The 16976-nt window shown below is 61.8% G+C and carries 16 protein-coding genes; 8 read left to right on the top strand and 8 right to left on the bottom strand.

From position 1 onward, the window contains the following. Positions 1 to 75 precede the first annotated feature (75 nt). Positions 76 to 1983, bottom strand: coding sequence for a propionyl-CoA synthetase (locus AC0VX3_RS05955; protein WP_475523938.1), 1908 nt, complete (start codon positions 1981 to 1983; stop codon positions 76 to 78). A gap of 202 nt (positions 1984 to 2185) precedes the next feature. Between AC0VX3_RS05955 and AC0VX3_RS05950 the strand changes: the two genes are divergently transcribed. After that, positions 2186 to 2947 carry a sulfite exporter TauE/SafE family protein gene (locus tag AC0VX3_RS05950; RefSeq protein WP_475523937.1) on the top strand — a complete coding sequence of 254 codons (762 nt, stop codon included), beginning with the start codon at positions 2186 to 2188 and terminating at the stop codon, positions 2945 to 2947. 206 nt (positions 2948 to 3153) lie between these two features. Next, entirely contained in the window at positions 3154 to 4788 is a 1635-nt protein-coding gene (locus AC0VX3_RS05945) for an acyl-CoA synthetase (protein WP_475523936.1), read from the top strand. 63 nt (positions 4789 to 4851) lie between these two features. Here the strand turns inward: AC0VX3_RS05945 and AC0VX3_RS05940 are convergent, their stop codons facing one another. Continuing rightward, positions 4852 to 5031, bottom strand: a complete 180-nt coding sequence (locus AC0VX3_RS05940) for a YdcH family protein (protein ID WP_342893054.1) — start codon at positions 5029 to 5031, stop codon at positions 4852 to 4854. A gap of 354 nt (positions 5032 to 5385) precedes the next feature. Between AC0VX3_RS05940 and AC0VX3_RS05935 the strand changes: the two genes are divergently transcribed. From AC0VX3_RS05935 to AC0VX3_RS05925, 3 genes are all read left to right on the top strand, one after another. Next, complete coding sequence (locus AC0VX3_RS05935; protein ID WP_342893055.1) at positions 5386 to 5592, top strand: YdcH family protein; 207 nt, start codon at positions 5386 to 5388, stop codon at positions 5590 to 5592. A gap of 143 nt (positions 5593 to 5735) precedes the next feature. Beyond that, positions 5736 to 6227, top strand: a complete 492-nt coding sequence (purE, locus tag AC0VX3_RS05930; protein WP_475523935.1) for a 5-(carboxyamino)imidazole ribonucleotide mutase — start codon at positions 5736 to 5738, stop codon at positions 6225 to 6227. A gap of 43 nt (positions 6228 to 6270) precedes the next feature. Beyond that, positions 6271 to 7401 carry a 5-(carboxyamino)imidazole ribonucleotide synthase gene (locus AC0VX3_RS05925; RefSeq protein ID WP_475523934.1) on the top strand — a complete coding sequence of 377 codons (1131 nt, stop codon included), beginning with the start codon at positions 6271 to 6273 and terminating at the stop codon, positions 7399 to 7401. 6 nt (positions 7402 to 7407) lie between these two features. Here AC0VX3_RS05925 and AC0VX3_RS05920 read toward each other — a convergent pair whose 3' ends face one another. Further along, entirely contained in the window at positions 7408 to 8805 is a 1398-nt protein-coding gene (locus AC0VX3_RS05920; RefSeq protein ID WP_475523933.1) for an MATE family efflux transporter, read from the bottom strand. A gap of 419 nt (positions 8806 to 9224) precedes the next feature. On the opposite strand from AC0VX3_RS05920, the gene rpsU reads away from it, so the two are divergent. The 3 genes from rpsU to AC0VX3_RS05905 all read left to right on the top strand — a co-directional run bounded on the left by rpsU (position 9225) and on the right by AC0VX3_RS05905 (position 11409). Next, the gene (gene rpsU / locus AC0VX3_RS05915) at positions 9225 to 9455 is read left to right on the top strand and encodes a 30S ribosomal protein S21 (protein WP_068409696.1); all 231 of its coding nucleotides are present in this window, start codon (positions 9225 to 9227) and stop codon (positions 9453 to 9455) included. Positions 9456 to 9662: 207 nt separating this feature from the next. Next, positions 9663 to 10478 carry a tetratricopeptide repeat protein gene (locus AC0VX3_RS05910; RefSeq protein WP_475523932.1) on the top strand — a complete coding sequence of 272 codons (816 nt, stop codon included), beginning with the start codon at positions 9663 to 9665 and terminating at the stop codon, positions 10476 to 10478. An 85-nt stretch (positions 10479 to 10563) separates the two neighbouring features. Next, positions 10564 to 11409 carry a sulfotransferase gene (locus AC0VX3_RS05905; protein ID WP_475523931.1) on the top strand — a complete coding sequence of 282 codons (846 nt, stop codon included), beginning with the start codon at positions 10564 to 10566 and terminating at the stop codon, positions 11407 to 11409. Positions 11410 to 11451: 42 nt separating this feature from the next. On the opposite strand, the gene AC0VX3_RS05900 is transcribed toward AC0VX3_RS05905, so the two are convergent. The 5 genes from AC0VX3_RS05900 to AC0VX3_RS05880 form a co-directional block, all read right to left on the bottom strand. After that, positions 11452 to 12123 (bottom strand): RluA family pseudouridine synthase, encoded by a 672-nt coding sequence (locus AC0VX3_RS05900; protein ID WP_475523930.1) that lies wholly within the window; start codon positions 12121 to 12123, stop codon positions 11452 to 11454. A gap of 102 nt (positions 12124 to 12225) precedes the next feature. Continuing rightward, on the bottom strand, positions 12226 to 12507 hold the full coding sequence (locus tag AC0VX3_RS05895) for an aa3-type cytochrome c oxidase subunit IV (RefSeq protein WP_475523929.1): 282 nt from the start codon (positions 12505 to 12507) through the stop codon (positions 12226 to 12228). A 144-nt stretch (positions 12508 to 12651) separates the two neighbouring features. Then, entirely contained in the window at positions 12652 to 14031 is a 1380-nt protein-coding gene (locus AC0VX3_RS05890; RefSeq protein WP_475523928.1) for an ABC1 kinase family protein, read from the bottom strand. A gap of 100 nt (positions 14032 to 14131) precedes the next feature. Then, positions 14132 to 15040, bottom strand: coding sequence for a heme-dependent oxidative N-demethylase family protein (locus AC0VX3_RS05885; protein WP_475523927.1), 909 nt, complete (start codon positions 15038 to 15040; stop codon positions 14132 to 14134). Positions 15041 to 15043: 3 nt separating this feature from the next. Then, positions 15044 to 16864, bottom strand: a complete 1821-nt coding sequence (locus tag AC0VX3_RS05880) for a M3 family oligoendopeptidase (RefSeq protein ID WP_475523926.1) — start codon at positions 16862 to 16864, stop codon at positions 15044 to 15046. Between the last annotated feature and the right edge of the window lie 112 nt (positions 16865 to 16976).

Raw genomic sequence — 16976 nt, 5'->3', positions numbered from 1 at the left:
GGCGGCCCGACATTAATTTGCAAAACCCGCCATGTCGATGGCCGATATCGGCCACCGGCAGGGTCACGTCATTTTTCAGACGAAAATTCCGTGTGTTTTCAAGGCATCGCTGATTTCATCGAGGATCGCAGGGTCGTCGATCGTGGCCGGCATCTTGTAGGTCTCGCCGTCGGCTATCTGACGCATCGTGCCCCGCAGGATCTTGCCCGACCGGGTTTTCGGCAAGCGGTCGACCGTGATCGCGATCTTGAAGGCGGCCACCGGGCCGATCTTCTCGCGCACCAGTCTCACCAGTTCCTTCTCGATATCCTCATGGGATCGTTCCGCGCCCGACTTCAACACGACGAATCCACAGGGAAGCTGTCCCTTGAGCTTGTCGGCGATGCCGATCACGGCACATTCCGCTACGTCCGGATGGGTGGCCAGCACTTCCTCCATGCCGCCGGTCGACAGACGGTGGCCGGCGACATTGATGATGTCGTCGGTCCGGGCCATGATCGAGAGATAGCCGTCGTCGTCTATGATCCCCGCGTCCGCGGTCTTGTAGTAGCCCGGGAAGTCGGCGAGATAGGATTCGAAGAACCGCTCGTCCGCATTCCAAAGCGTCGGCAGCGCCCCCGGCGGCAGCGGCAGCTTGATCACGATGTTGCCGAGCGTGTTCGGCCCCAGCGGATGGCCGGCATCGTCCAGCACCTGCACATCGTAGCCGGGCATCGGCACTGTCGGCGAGCCGGGCTTCACCGGCAACTGGCCGAGACCGAGCGGATTGCCGACAATGCACCAGCCGGTCTCCGTCTGCCACCAGTGGTCGATGACCGGCACCTGCAGTTGCTCGATCGCCCAGTTGACCGTTTCGGGATCCGCGCGCTCGCCCGCCAGGAACAGCGAACGGAGCTGGGAGAGATCGTATTGGCCGATCAACGCGCCCGTCGGATCCTCCTTGCGAATCGCCCGGAAGGCGGTCGGCGCCGTGAACAGCGACACCACGTTGTGATCGGCGATCACACGCCAGAACACACCGGCGTCCGGCGTGCCGACGGGCTTGCCCTCGAACAGGATCGTGGTGCAGCCATGCAGCAGCGGTGCGTAGCAGATATAGGAATGGCCGACCACCCAGCCGACGTCGGAAGCGGCCCAGAACACCTCGCCCGGCTGGACGTCGTAAAGGTTCTTCATCGACCATTTCAGCGCGACCATGTGGCCGCCATTGTCGCGCACGACGCCTTTGGGCTGACCGGTCGTTCCGGAGGTGTAGAGAATATAGAGCGGGTCCGTCGCCCTGACCGGGACCGGTGCGATCCTCCGGCCCGCGGCGATCGCGTCCGCCTGCAGGGCGCCGAAATCGTGGTCCCGGCCGGCCACCAGATCCGCAAGCTGCTCTTCGCGCTGAAACACAAGGCAGCTTTCCGGCTTGTGCGACGCCAGCTCGATCGCCCGGTCGATCAGCGGCTTGTAGGCAATCACCCGGCCCGGTTCGATGCCGCAGGAAGCGGCGATGATCGCCTTCGGTGTCGCGTCGTCGATGCGGGTGGCCAGCTCGTTCGCGGCGAACCCGCCGAACACCACGGAATGGATGATGCCAAGCCGGGCGCAGGCCAGCATGGCCATCACCGCCTGCGGGATCATCGGCATGTAGATGATCGCGCGGTCGCCCTTGCGCAGCCCGAGGTCATCGAGGACACAGGCCAGGGCTTCGACTTCTTCCAGAAGCTCGGAATAGGAGTAGGTTGCGGTCCTGCCGGTGATCGGGCTGTCGTAGATCAGGGCGGGCTGTCCGGGCCGTCCCCGCTCCACGTGCCGGTCGAGGCAATTGTAGCAGGTGTTGCATTCCCAGTCCGGGAACCAGCTGCCGTATCGGCCCTGATCCGGATCGAAGACCTTGTCGGTTGTCGAAATCCAGTCGATTTCGTCGGCGGCCGTCTCCCAGAATCCCGATGGATCCTGCTTCCAGCTCTCATAGATCTCGCGATACCGGCTTGCCATGACCAATCCTCCCAATCACCGCGCGGACGTCCACCGGGCGTCTCCCGTACGCCGTCCTGACTTTTGCCGCATAGAGTGCTGTAAGCGAACCTGAAAAAGCAAGCCTCCCGCCTTAGGCAATTAGGAGGTCGGGACTTTACGTAAACCTTGCAACGTGATTGTCTGCCGGTCTTCTCAGTGTCCCCTCACACCCATTCCGGCCATGACCCCCATTACCGATCCCTGGTTTTACGCAGCCGCCATTCCGGCGGTCTTTTTCGTCGGCCTGTCGAAGGGCGGGTTCGGCGGCACCTTCGCCATGCTGGGCGTTCCCATCATGTCCCTGGTCATCTCACCGCTTCAGGCAGCCGGCATCATGCTGCCGATCCTGATCGTGATGGACGTGGTCGCCCTTCTCGCCTACCGCGGGCAAGCCGACTGGAAATGCCTTTCCCTGTTGCTGCCCGCCGCCATCCTGGGCATCAGCATCGGCTGGGCAACCGCCGCCTATGTCCGCGATGCCGTTGTGCTCTTCCTGATCGGCTTGATGTCGCTTGCCTTTGTCGCGGATTACGTCTTCAAGCAGCGCAAGGCCGTGCACGCCAGCAGCCACAACGTGCCGAAGGGCCTGTTCTGGGGAACCGTCGCCGGTTTCACCAGTTTCATCAGCCACACCGGCGGCCCGCCCTACCAGATGTACACGTTGCCGCTGCGGATGGCGCCGGTGCTCTTTGCCGGGACGGCGGTGATCTTTTTTGCCACGGTGAACGCGATCAAGCTCGTGCCCTATTTCTACCTGGGCCAGTTCGATACGACCAATCTGTCCACATCCGTGACCCTTTTTCCGGTCGCCCTCGTTGCGACCCTCATCGGCGTCAGGCTGGTGCGAATCGTCAATGTGAAGACCTTCTACGCCATCATCTATGTCTTCATGGGCCTGATCGGCGCCAAACTGACCTATGACGGGGCGGTCGGGCTGCTGTAACACGGCCAGAGAGTGTTGATCAGGTCCCCAATGACGACCCGTTCCCCGCTGCCGCCGTCGCTCCCTGCGGCGCGCGGCCGGCCGGATGCGTCACGATCAAAACGCTCCGACACAAACGGCCGACGACAGCGCTGTTCGCAATGAGGAATTGCGAAGGCGGACATTTCCGGTTTTCATACCGGAGCGACACACTCGGGAGGATGATCATGGATGCCGCAGTCAGCCCTTTCACACAGGACCTTGCCAAGACCACGGCCAATTATGCCGCGTTGAGCCCGCTGAGTTTCCTGGCGCGCGCGGCGGATGTCTTTCCCGAGACAACGGCGATCGTGCACGGCACCCAGCGGACCGACTACGGCACTTTTTACCGCAGGGCGCGCCGGCTCGCGTCGGCGCTCGCCGGCCTCGGCATCACCCGGAACGATACGGTCAGCGTCATGCTGTCCAACGTGCCGCCTATGCTGGAGGCGCACTACGGCGTGCCCATGGCCGGCGCGGTGCTGCATTCCATGAACACGCGTCTCGACGCGGCGGTCATCGCCTTCCAGCTTGACCATGCCGATTGCAAGGTGCTGATCACCGACCGGGAATACGCGAAGGTGGTCAAGGAAGCCCTGGCGCTCGCAACAGTGTCGCCGACCGTGATCGATTATTCGGATCCCGAGTTCCCGCAGGACGGAGAGCGTCTTGGCGCGCTCGACTACGAGGACGTCGTTCAATCCGGCGACCCGGACTTCTCCTGGTCGCTTCCGGACGACGAATGGGACGCCATCACCCTCAATTACACGTCCGGCACCACCGGAAATCCGAAGGGGGTGGTCTATCATCATCGCGGCGCCTATCTGCTGGCCCAGGCGAACGTGATCACCGCGGCGATGCCCAAACATCCGGTCTATCTGTGGACCCTGCCGATGTTCCATTGCAACGGCTGGTGCTTTCCCTGGTCGCTGTCCCTGGTGGCCGGGACCCATGTCTGCCTGCGCTGGGTCCGCCCGCAAACCATGTGGGACCTGATCGCGGACGAATCGGTCACGCATCTGTGCGGCGCACCGATCATCATGTCCACCCTGCTGAACGCCCCGGCGGACCAGAAGCGGACGCTTGACCACGAGGTGGAATTCTACACCGCCGCGGCACCGCCCCCCGAGAGCGTCCTGGCCGCCATGAAGACCGCCGGCTTCAACGTCACCCATCTTTACGGCCTGACCGAGGTCTACGGTCCGGCCGTCGTCAACGACTGGAAGCGCGAGTGGAACGATCTTCCGCCCGACCTTCAGGCACAGAAGAAGGCACGGCAGGGCGTGCGCTATGTCGCGCTGGAAGACCTGGCCGTGCTCGATCCGGAAACGCTGGAGCCTGTCCCGGCGGATGGCGAGACCCTCGGTGAGGTGATGTTCCGCGGCAATGTGGTCATGAAGGGATATCTGAACAATCCGGAAGCGACCGAAAAGGCCTTCCGGGGCGGCTGGTTTCATTCGGGCGACCTGGGGGTCATGTATCCAGATGGATATATTCAGCTCAAGGACCGGTCCAAGGACATCATCATATCCGGCGGCGAAAACATCTCCTCGATCGAGATAGAGGAGGTTCTTTACAAGCACCCCGACGTCCAGGCAGTGGCGGTTGTCGCCCGACCGGACGAGAAATGGGGCGAAACGCCCTGCGCCTTTGTCGAATTGAGACAGGACGCGAACACCGGCGAGAACGATCTCATCGCGTTCTGCAAGGGGCATCTCGCGGGCTTCAAGACCCCCAGGAAGATCGTGTTCTGCGACCTGCCCAAGACGTTGACCGGCAAGATCCAGAAATTCGCGCTGCGCGAACAGGCCAGGGCGCTTTAGGGTCTATAAACAAAAAGACGCCGCGCATTGCGCGGCGTTTCAAAAAACCTCAGGTCCGTCCGCCTAGTGAAGCGTCACGTCTTGCCGTATTCGCTCGATCTCGTCCTTGATCTTGAGCTTCTTTCGTTTCATGTTAGCCAATTCCAGCGAGTCAGTACTCGGATGCAACAGAGCGTCTTCAATCCTGCGTTCCATTTCCGCGTGACGGCGCTCGAGTTCTGAGAGATGCGACTGCATTGACATGGAAAAACCTCCTGTCTGTTGGCTCAACAAAATCATGCTGCCATAGAAATTCCGGGCTTGTCGATTGTTGATTCCACATAGTCCGGGCGATTTGCCGACGAATTATGCATTCCCGCGATTATCCTTACGAAACCCTGAAAAAATGCCCTGGGCTAACAGGCTCAAATCTCTCAAAAATTTCCCATGAAAGATTTGCCAGTTCACAACTTCTCCCAAGGCGAATCTTTTCAGGTGATTACCCGGCTTGTAATCCACCGCCCCGGGCGGTAACCAACCGCAGGCTTGCCAAAGATGTTATCTTGCCCGGTATCGCTGAAATGCATTAGGACTGATGTCCTGCTTTGGGGGACTTGAATGGCGCGACAGGACAGTGAGGCATTGCGGGTGGAACTCGCCCAGCTTCGTCAGGAACACCGGGATCTTGACGTGGCCGTGGAAGCGCTGGCCGCCACAGCCAACCTTGACGCCTTGCAGCTGCAGCGGCTGAAAAAGCGAAAGCTGATGATCAAGGACCGGATTTCGGTTCTCGAAGACCAGTTGTTCCCCGACATCATCGCCTGACGCCCCTCCGTTCACGCGGAAAACCGGACGCCGCCGCAAGCGAAACCGCATTTGCCGGTTCCGCCGAGATTCGCGCTTGCGATGCGCGGTCTCCTGCCTATACTCCGCGGCTCTTCCGGGCCGGCCGATAAATGGAGCGCACTATGGCACAAGCGGATGTCGCAATCCTCATGGGCAGTCAGTCGGACTGGCCGACAATGAAACACGCGGCGGATACGCTCGCCCAGCTTGGCATCGGCTACGAGGCCCGCATCGTGTCGGCCCACCGGACCCCGGACAGAATGTATGAATTCGCCAAGGGGGCGAAGGCGCAGGGTTTCAAGCTCATCATTGCCGGAGCCGGCGGTGCCGCCCACCTTCCGGGAATGACGGCGGCCCTGACCTCCCTTCCCGTATTCGGTGTTCCCGTCGAAAGCCGGGCTCTGTCGGGCGAGGACAGTCTTCTGTCGATCGTCCAGATGCCGGCCGGGATTCCTGTCGGAACCCTGGCAATCGGCAAGGCCGGCGCCACCAATGCCGCGCTCCTGGCAGCGGCCGTCCTGGCGCTGACAGACCCCGACATCTCGACCGCCCTGGACGCGTATCGCGCCGAGCGCACCGCCGCGGTCGCGGAAACCCCTTCGGACACCGACTAGATTCTCCAGCCAAGGTGTCCCGGTTCGAACAGGAAGGTCCGGCATGAGCGAAATGTCACGATTGCGCCCCGGCGACACGATCGGGATCCTCGGCGGCGGGCAGCTTGGCCGCATGCTGGCGCAATCGGCCGCCAGTCTTGGGCTGAAGACCCATGTCTTGTGCCCCGATCCCGACAGCCCGGCCTTCGAGGTCTGTACCACTTTTACGGTCGCAGCCTATGACGACATGGAGGCGCTCGATCTCTTTGCGGGCTCGGTCGGCGTTGTCACCTATGAATTCGAGAACGTCCCCGGAGAGACGGCGGCATATCTTGATGCCAGGGTCCCTGTCCGGCCCGGTGCGCGCGCGCTGGAAATCGCCCAGGACCGCCTGTTCGAAAAACGGTTCCTGTCCGGCGCCGGCGTCCCGATCGCCCGATTCGCCGAAATCGCATCCCAGGCGGATCTGGAAACGGCCCTTACGGACCTTGGCGGAAAGGGTGTTCTGAAGACCCGTCGTTTCGGCTACGACGGCAAGGGCCAGCAGATGATCCGCACGCCGGCCGACGCGGCGGGAGCCTTCGACAGGCTGGGCGCCGTTCCGGCCGTTCTGGAAGACCTCGTTTCCTTCGACTGCGAGGTCTCGGTGATCGCCGCGCGCGATGTCAACGGCGACACGGCCTGCTACGATCTTGCCCGCAATCATCACGAAGACCATATCCTCAAGACCTCGACCGTGCCCGCCGGCGTTTCGCGGGAAACGGCACACGCGGCCCGATCGATGGCCGAGCGGATTGTCTCCGGACTGGACTATGTCGGCGTCATGGGCGTGGAAATGTTTCTCGTCAAGAACGCTGCGGGCGAGAAGCTGCTGGTCAACGAAATCGCGCCACGGGTGCACAATTCCGGCCACTGGACCCAGGATGCATGCCTGTGTTCACAATTCGACCAGCATGTCCGCGCGGTGGCCGGCTGGCCGCTCGGCACCGCCGAGCGCCATTCGGACGCTGTCATGGAAAACCTGATCGGTGCCGACGTGGACGGCTGGGCAGCTGTCCTGGCCGATCCTTCGGCGCGGCTGCATCTCTACGGCAAGTCGCAAACCCGCGCCGGCCGCAAGCTGGGCCATGTGAACCGGATTTCGTCCCGGATTTTGGCCCAGACTTCGGCGAAGACTTCGACGAAGACCGGCTGAGCACACTCAGCCGAGCGTCAGCCCCAGTTTTTCCCGCCGTGCGAAACGCAGATTGGCAAGGACCGCAACCGAGGCCAGACCGCCGGCCAGGCCGCACCAGACGCCGACGCCGCCCCAGCCGGCAGCGAAACCAAGGCCGAGCGACAGGCTTATGCCGACCACCCAATAGCCGAACAGCGCATAGAACATCGGGATGGTGGTGTCGCCGAGGCCACGCAGGTTGTTGACGCCGATGATCTGGCCGCCGTCGGCCAGTTGAAACAGCGCCGCGACCAGAAGAAACGAAACACCGTAGCGCAGCACGTCGCGGGCCTGCGGATCGTCCAGGTCCAGATAAAATCCGACAAGCATTTCGGGGATCGTCCAGAACAGGACCGCAAAACAGCTCATGAACACCATGGTGACGAAGAGCGCGGCCCAGCCGGCCCGGCCGATACCCCGATGGTCCCCGCGCCCGGCCGCAAGGCTGACCCGGGTCATTGCGGCGACCGAAAAGCCGACAGGCACCATGAAAGTGAGCGACGCGATTTGCAGGGCGATTCCATGACCGGCGAGCGGCAGGGTCCCCAGCCAGCCGATCATGATCGACGACGCGGTGAACAACGAGCCTTCCGCGACAATCGTCAGCGCGATGGGCGTGCCGAGCCGGACGATCCGCAGAATGACCGGCCAATCCGACCGCCAGATCCTTCCCATGATGTTGTAGCGCCTGAGCTTTGGATGCAGCAGCGCGTAGCCCATCAGGAACAGGAAGGTTGCGGAGGCACTGAAGACCGAGGCAATCCCCGCCCCGGCCAGTCCCAGTCTTGGAAATCCGAATTCGCCGAAGATCAGCAGATAGTCGAGGATCGCGTTCACGACGGCGCCGGCGATCGTCGCCCACAGCACGATCTGCGTCCGCTCCATCACGGTCAGAAACCCGCGAATCGCCATGATCAGCAGACCCGGCAGCATGGTCCATTGCAGATAGCGCATGTAGTCTTCAGCGAGCGCGGCCAGCTCCGGTTTCTGTCCGAGCATCAGGAGGATGGGTTCGATGAAGAACAGGATTCCCCAGACCGGAATGCAGAACAGAACCGACACCCAGAACCCCATGCGCACGACGCGGCGAAGATCTCGCGGCTTGCGCTGTCCGCGCGCATGGGCCGCGATGGGGATGACCGCCTGAAGCAGCCCCATGCCGAAAAACCACAGCAGCGTGAAGAAGTTGAATGCCAGCACCGAAGCTGCCAGCTCCTCCGCGCCCAACCGTCCGATCATGAGGACGTCGGTCGCATTGATGGCCATCTGTGCCAGTTGGGCACCCGCGAGCGGCAGCCCGAGCGACAGGGTCGGCAGAATATCGCTTCGCCACAGCGAAACGTTCTTTGCCGGTTCGGACACCCTGGACAGCTGTCGCGCCATTGTTTCCTCCAGGAATGCAGCCGGGGCCGCACCGGATTCTGTGTGAAAGGTTCTTCTGGTAAGACAGTCACCTCTAGTCCTGATACGAAGTGGTGTCCACACTCATCTGCGCCCCGTCCTGCACCCCGTCCTGGGCAGCGTGCCGGCGCACCGTTCCGGCCCGGCATTGCCCGATTTCGCCTGTTTCTTTTCGAATGGCTGTGGACACATCACAACTGCTCTGGTATCAAGCTGGCCAAAGTGAGCGACGCGTCAGCGGCGATCAGGTTACTGTACACGGGCAAATGCTCGGTGCATCGGTGAGTGTTGGCTGCATGTTTCCAGAGCAGTCACATAAGTTTGTCGGGCAGACCTCGCTTAAATCATAGTCCATTCCAGCTGCGGATTGGCCGCGGCACTTAAAAAACGGGAAAAAACGCGTGCAGGTTTTGGTTCGCGACAACAATGTCGATCAGGCGCTGAAGGCGCTGAAAAAAAAGATGCAACGCGAAGGCATCTTCCGTGAAATGAAGCTTCGCGGTCATTTTGAAAAGCCGTCCGAAAAGAAGGCGCGCGAGAAGGCTGAAGCCATCCGCCGCGCACGCAAGCTGGCTCGCAAGCGGGCACAGCGCGAAGGCCTGCTTCCGGGCAAGCCCGCCGCTCGCCGTTAATCCGGCTCGAGCGGGCCTGGCGGCTCCGGCCGCCACTCTCGACAAGACTGTCATCAGGCCGACCGAAGTCCCGGTCGGCTTTTGGCGTTTTGCGGAGAATGCTAGGGATATGGCCCATGCTGTCGGCGCATAGTCACATTACCGCCCTATTCAAGGCAGAGGAACGGCATGTCTGAGCGCTTGACTGTAAGGGATCGAATGGGCCGCATGCGCAAAATTCTGCCGCTCGCCACTGGGCTGGGCCTGGCAACCATGCTGGCTGCCTGCAATTCGACGGGGGTCTACAATGACGTCCCGGTCAACACCTCCGCAGGTTCCTCCACCAACATTGCTTCGCTGACAGCGGTGATCGAGGCCAATCCTACGGACGCGACCGCCTACAGCACGCGCGGCATTGCCTACGGACAGGCCGGCAAGCTCGACAAGGCCGTGGAAGATTTCAACCGCGCCTTGCAGCTCAACCCGCAGTCCTATCAGACCTACGCCAACCGGGCTCTGGTCTACCGGCGCCTTGGCCAGAACCCCCAGGCTGTTTCCGATTACACCCGCGCGATCAACATCAAGCCCGATTATGACGTGGCTTATGTCGGCCGCGGCAACATCTACCGCCAGCAGGGCAACTACAGCGCCGCTCTTGCGGATTTCAATTCCGTCATCACCCGTGACAGCAGCGACGCGCGCGCCTTCTACAATCGCGGCCTGATCTATCAGGCCCAGAAACAGGATCAGCGCGCGATCGAGGATTTCGCCACCGCCATCGGTCTCAATCCGAAGGCCAGCGCGCCGTATATTGCCCGCGGGATCTCCTATCTGGCCGTGAACGATCCCAATGCCGCCTTCTCCGACCTGTCCATGGCCGTCAATCTCGACCGGGATTCCTCGGTAGCCTGGGCCAACCGGGGCCTTGCGCTGGAAATGCTGGAAAAAAAGACGGATGCACGCCGCAACTACACCCGCGCCATGACGCTGGACAATTCCAACCAGATTGCCCGCGAAGGTCTGGGCCGCCTCAGCCGCGGCTGAGCGCCTGAACCAAACGTGCTAGCATCCGCAGACCTGATTCCCGAATCCGGTCGCGCGGTTCCGTGACCATAGCCAGCGCGGTCCCATGTCAGCCCCCCTTTTTGTTGCTTCCCCGACCACCCGCTCCGGCACCACATTTCTACAAGGTCTGATCACCAGTTCGGACAACGGCATCTGTTATGGCGAATTCACGGGTCGCCGGATCGCCGAACTGTGCGACTTCGCGCACAAGGAAATGCTGCTCATTCAGAAGAACGAAGACAGGCAGGCCGTTGAATGGAAGAACGTGTTCAGCGGCGATGTGGACTACTGGATGGCCGGGCTCGATCTGCCGGGAGACTTCAGCAAACATGCGCTCGTCGGCGCCGTGAAGTTTTACAGACAGCACCATGACGAAGCGACCAGATTGGTGAACAAGGAAATCTGGGCCGTCAGGTTTCCGAAGCTCGAATTCACCCGGGTGGTCAGGATCGCTGATCTGATCAACGACCTCAAATGCATCTACATTTACCGCAACGTCTTTGACGTGATCAGGTCTCAGAAATCGAAGGGCTGGATTTCAAGCCGGCAACACGTGATCGAATCCTGCCTGGAGTGGGTGAAGAACACGGACGTCATCGCCGCCTTGAAGAAAAACGATTTCAAGAACCTGCCTGCAATGCTGCATGTCGTCCAGTATGAGGACCTCGTCCGGAACCTGGACAGCAACCTCAAGGCAATCGAGGCCTTTTCCGGGCTGCGCGGCATCAAGCCTGCGGTCGCGGACACCAAGGTCAACACCTGGATCACCGCATCGGGAGAGGACATGACCCCGGCCGTTTCCTACAGGGAACCGGAGCCGTTGACCGAGGAGGAAGCCGGAACCATCGCCACTATTTGCGGCAGCCGCATGGACGAGCTTTATCCGGGTTTTGAAACCCCGGCTCCGTAAAACGGGGACACACGGCAGTTTCCGCGCCAGGTCTTACGGCGCTCAGAACGGAACTTCAGCGTCAAATGTCCATCTTGCGCCATCCGCCGGATGGTGCAGTTCCAGGCTTTCCGCGTGAAGGGCCAACCGGTCGCATGCCGACAGGGCCGCGCCTTCGGCGTAGAACCGGTCTCCGAGGATCGGATGGCCAAGGGCCAGCATGTGAACGCGCAACTGATGCGACCGCCCCGTGTGCGGGAACAGCCTCACCCGGGTGCAGTGGCCCTTGCGTTCAAGCACCTGCCAGCGCGTCAGCGCTGGCCTTCCGGCCTCATGGCTGACCATCTGTTTCGGCCGGTTTGGCCAGTCGCAGGTCAGCGGCAGGTCGACCTCTCCGGTCTCTTCGCCAAGCTGTCCCCAGATCTCCGCAATATAGGATTTTCGCGTTTTCCGGCGCTCGAACTGCAACCCCAGATGCCGCTGAGCCGCGGGATTCATGGCCAGCACCATGACACCGGATGTGTCCATGTCCAGACGGTGCACGATGCGCGCCTGCGGATACCACTGCTGCGCCCGCAATTCAATACAGTCCGCATGCTCGGCAGCCTTGCCCGGAACACTCAGCAATCCGCTCGGCTTGTCCACCACGAGCAGATCGTCATCGGCATGCAGAACCTGAAGATAGGGCTCCAGCGGAGGCGCATAGACGAACTCGGACGGTGCGGACTGGGTCATGGCATGTGGTTTTCGAAATCTCTCACGGCCAGGCAAAACAAAAAGGCGCAGCTCGCGCCGCGCCTTGTCCCGGTGACAGCAATCAGCCGGTTTTCCCGGCCGTCAGACCGCCAGGATTGTCAGGATACCGGTCAGAACAAACACCACCGTCGGCGGAATCCAGCCGGAAGCGCCGAGCGCGAGGCCGACGACGGTCGAGACCAGGGTCGCGATCAGCATCAGCCAGCCGAACACGGTGGCGGCCGTGCCGCCAAAGGCGAACAGGATCAGGCACAGAACAATGTTCAGGACCGCGATCGTCCCGATCTTGGAGAAGTTGATGAACCCCTCATAGGTCTGCTCGTGAGCGTCATAGTCCATTGCGGGTGCGTTATCGTCAGACATCATGTCCCCCAGGGAAATTCCAAAGTCGGCAGCCTACATACAATAAAGAGCCCCGGTTCGGCAATGACCGGTTTGACCGTTTCGCTCCGTCCGCGCGCGACGTTTTGACTGCCATCGCAATTTCTGCGGCCTGCCTGACCGTCCTCAGGCGGCGTTCGAGGTTCCGGCAAGCCCGGCCGCGGTCATCACTTCATGCTGGCGGTCGCGTACAGCCGACGCATCGAAGCCGTCGATCTGTTCGTTGAACAGCTGAAAGAAATTCAGTTCTGCCCTCAGATGCAGGAAGACCCCGCCCAGACCGATGGCCGCCCGGTCCATGAAGACGAATTCCTGGGGCACCGTCACCGGGCCGAGCTGCTTCAGCGCCGAATGAACCCGGAAAGCTTCCTTGCGGCCGTATTCGGCCGCCGAGACGCCATCGGCGATCGACCGCACCCGGTCTGTGAGAAGCGGTCCGTAAATGAACCGCGCCCAGATATTGAGGATCTCGATCACTTCCTTGCTGAGGTTCTTGAAGCCCCACCGTTCATAGGCGGACACTACCCGTGCCTCGTCTCCCTCCAGAAGCCCGCGGTAGAGATCGACAACCCCTTCGACGAACCCGTCCGGAAAGATCCGGATGCAGCCGTAGTCCAGAAGATTGATCCCCGCAGGCGCCCCGTCCGTTTCGAAGACCGTGTAGTTGCCCAGATGCGGGTCGCCGTGAATGACGCCGAAATGACTGAACGGATGCCACCAGGCGTGAAACATCGTCCTGGCCAGGTGGTTCCTGTCTTCCTGGCTGTGATCCTTGTAGTCCAGCAACGGCTGGCCGGTCAGCCAGCCCATGGTGAGCAGCCGTTTGGTCGACAGTTCTTCGACCACCTCAGGCACCCGGATCTGGTCGGCATCGGCAAGGATACGCCGGTACATGGCGATATGCGCCGCTTCGCGGACATAATCCAGCTCTTCGCGGACCCGGGCGCCGATCTCCTTGGCAATCTCGCGCGTGTCGATGGCCGGGCTCATGCGCCGGTGCAGCGAGAACAGCATCTGCAGTTGCTTGAGATCGGCTTCGACGGCGGAGGCCATGTCCGGATATTGCAGCTTGCAGGCCAGAACCCGGCCATCGTGGCCGGTGGCCCGGTGTACCTGCCCCAGCGAGGCGGCGGCCGCCGGTTCCCGGCCGAACTCCTCGAACCGGCCTTGCCAGTCCGCGCCGAGCTCCGCGCGCATCCGGCGTTTGACGAAGGCCCAGCCCATCGGCGGGGCATTGGCCTGCAGTTTGGCCAGTTCGGTGGTGTATTCCGGCGGCAGCACATCGGGTATGGTCGACAGTAGCTGCGCCACCTTCATCAGCGGCCCCTTGAGCCCCCCCAGCGCCTCGGCCAGTTCCGCCGCGTTCTTTCCGTTGTCGAGTTCCATCCCGAACAGACGTGCCCCGGCCACCTTGGCGGCGATCCCGCCCATATTGGTTCCGACCCTTGCATAACGCCCCATGCGGGCGCTGAGCCGGTTGCTTTCACGGTCTTTGGATTGCGGCATGCGATTCTGGGCTCCGTCGTCGGGGCGCCGTGCTTGGCCACCCGAAACTGTCTCTTCGCCTAAATATGCACAAGCGCGGTAAAATCCAGATCCGCCGTCGCTAATGCGCTGCGGCGAAAAGCCCGTCGAGCGCCTCCGCAAGCGCGTCGCGCGTGCTGACCAGCCCCTTGTAGGCGAGTTGGTCCGCATCGAGATCGAGAAGCTGCCGGCGAAGGTTCCGGGCGAGTTCCGCGCGATCCTCGGACGCGGCCAGTGCGGCCAGGGGATCATGATGGATCTTGATCGTGAACAGGATATCGCCGCTTTCGGGAAGCCTGCGCAGGGTCTGGCGCTCGACCCGCAGGAACAACCGGGCCAGCGCACTCCCCGAGATTTCCGGACGGATCTGTTTCGGGCGCGGGTGATGCAGGTCTCCATCCGGGTAGACCGACCAGTTGAAGCGCCCCACAAGCTGGCCCGTTTTCATGTTGTCGAAGATCCGCGCGACCATCTGGCCCATGCGGCCGCCATTGAAGCCCGGCACGTTGTCGTGAATGCCCGTCATCGACTGGCCGAATTTTTCCGCCAGCGACCAGGAGGAAGGAAAACACAGGGAGGCCGCGGCAAGACGATAGCCGTCCGGCCCGGGCCGCATGAGGATGAGGTCTTCCTGCACCAGCCGGGATGCGGTCAAAAGCGCCGGCGTCGCCTCGAGGCCGACACGCTGCCCGCTTTCGAGCAGTTCGACGGCCCCCCCGGACAGCCGATGGCTGCCGGTGTGAAAGCGCTCGAGATTGTCGGTAACAAGGTTCAGGACCTCGCGCTGCGCAGCGTCTGTCGCCGGTTCGGCCCGGAACACCGTCTCCAGGGCATATGTGAAAAGGCGCTCCTTCTCCGCAAGATACCTTGTCAGGTTGGGATCGGTTTCCAGCCACGTCTCCTCCGTCACCGGTTTCAGGCCGACGGTGAAAGGCTGGCTCGAGCCGTCATAAGGCGTGTGCCGAAACGGCGGCGCTGCCGGCTTTTGCATGCGCTACTCCGTTTCGAGCGCTTCGAGTTCGTCGATCAGCCGCTCGATGACGGCAAGGCCTTTCTTCCAGAAATCCGGATCCGATGCGCTCAGCCCGAAGGGCGCCAGAAGTTCCGAATGATGCTTTGTGCCACCGGCCTTCAGAAGGTCGAAGTATTTTTCCTGAAAGCCGGTTTCCGCTTCCTCGTAGACCGCATAGAGCGAGTTCACCAGGCAATCGCCGAAGGCATAGGCATAGACGTAGAACGGCGAGTGGATGAAATGCGGAATATAGGTCCAGAAGCTTTCGTAACCTTCGTTCAGACTGATCGCCGGCCCCAGGCTCTCGCTCTGCACCGAGAGCCACAATTCGCCGATTTTCTCCGATGTCAGCTCGCCGTTGCGTCGCTCCGTGTGCACCTTGCGCTCGAACGTATAAAACGCGATCTGGCGCACCACCGTGTTGATCATGTCCTCCGCCTTGGAGGCCAGCATGACCTTTCGGGTCTGCGGATTGTCCGCCGTCGCCAGCAGCGACTTGAAAGTCAGCATCTCACCGAAGACACTCGCGGTTTCCGCCAGCGTCAGCGGCGTCGGCGCCATCAGCGGTCCGTTCGGTGCGGCCAGGACCTGATGGACGCCGTGGCCCAGTTCGTGGGCCAGCGTCATCACGTCACGGGTCTTGCCCTGGTAGTTGACCAGAACATAGGGATGCGCGCTGGGGACAGTCGGATGCGCGAAGGCGCCCGGTGCCTTGCCGGCGCGGGCGGGCGCGTCGATCCAGCCTTTTTCGAAGAACCGGCCGGCAATCTCCGCCATGTCCGGGGAGAAGGCTTCATAGGCGGACAGCACGGTCCGCCTGGCCTCGTCCCACGGGATCACCCGCGTGTCCGCATCGGGCAGCGGCGCGTTCCGGTCCCAGGTGTTGAGCTGGTCCATGCCCAGCCATTTGGCTTTCAGCTTGTAATAGCGGTGCGACAGGCGCGGGTAGGCGTCGCGCACCGCGGCCACCATGGCGTCGACCACCTCGCGCTCGACCCGGTTCGACAGGTGACGGCTGTCCGCGATATCAGCGAAATTCCGCCACCGGTCGGAGATCTCCTTGTCTTTCGCCAGCGTGTTGGTGATCAGCGTGAAGGTTCTGAGGTTTTCCCCGAACGTTTTCGCAAGCGCTTCGGAAGCCATGCGCCGCTTTTCGGCGGACGGGTTCACAAGCAGGTTGAGCGTCGGCTCGATCGCCAGCTCCTCGCCGGCGACATCGAAGGACAGCGAGGCCATGGTTTCGTCGAAGAGACGGTTCCAGGCACTCGCGCCGGTGACCGACTTTTCGTGAAACAGCTGCTCCACCCGGTCTTCCAGCTGATACGGCTTGCCTTTCCTCAGATCCTCCACCCAGGGCCGGTAATGCGCGAACTGCGCATCCTGGAGCGCCGCCTCCATGACCGCGTCGTCGATCTTGTTCAGCTCCAGGGTGAAAAACAGAAGATGCGATCCCGCCGTGGTGATCTGCTCCTGGACGTCGCCATAGAATTTCTGCGATTCGGGCCGGATGGTGTTTTCCGCATACACAAGTCCCGCGAACGAAATCAGCCGGCCCATGACATCTTCAAGATCTTCATAGGCTCTGACAGCCGTGACCAGAGCGGCGACATTGTCCCCGGCAAGGTCCGCGAGGCGGCCCTTGTAGGAGGTCTCGAAGGTTTTCGCCCGGTCGAGAACCTCTTTGAGATCCGCCGTCACCTCGGGCGCGTCGACCGACGGGTAGAGATCGGTGAGATCCCATTCGGGAAGATTTTCAAGTTCCGTGGATGCTGACGACTGAGGCGCGAATACGGGAAGCGGCATCGGTGCGGTAAACTCCGGTGAACGGTGGCCGGCAGGAGGCTGCGGCAGGAAACTGGTTCTGAATTTGTAGGCTTGGTCCGGTCCCGCCGCAATCAGGCTTGGCAAACTTTTT

Source organism: Roseibium sp. QJM3NY_11, assembly GCF_056173175.1.
Note: the sequence above shows the minus strand (reverse complement) of the source record. Positions and strands in the feature narration are given on the sequence as shown.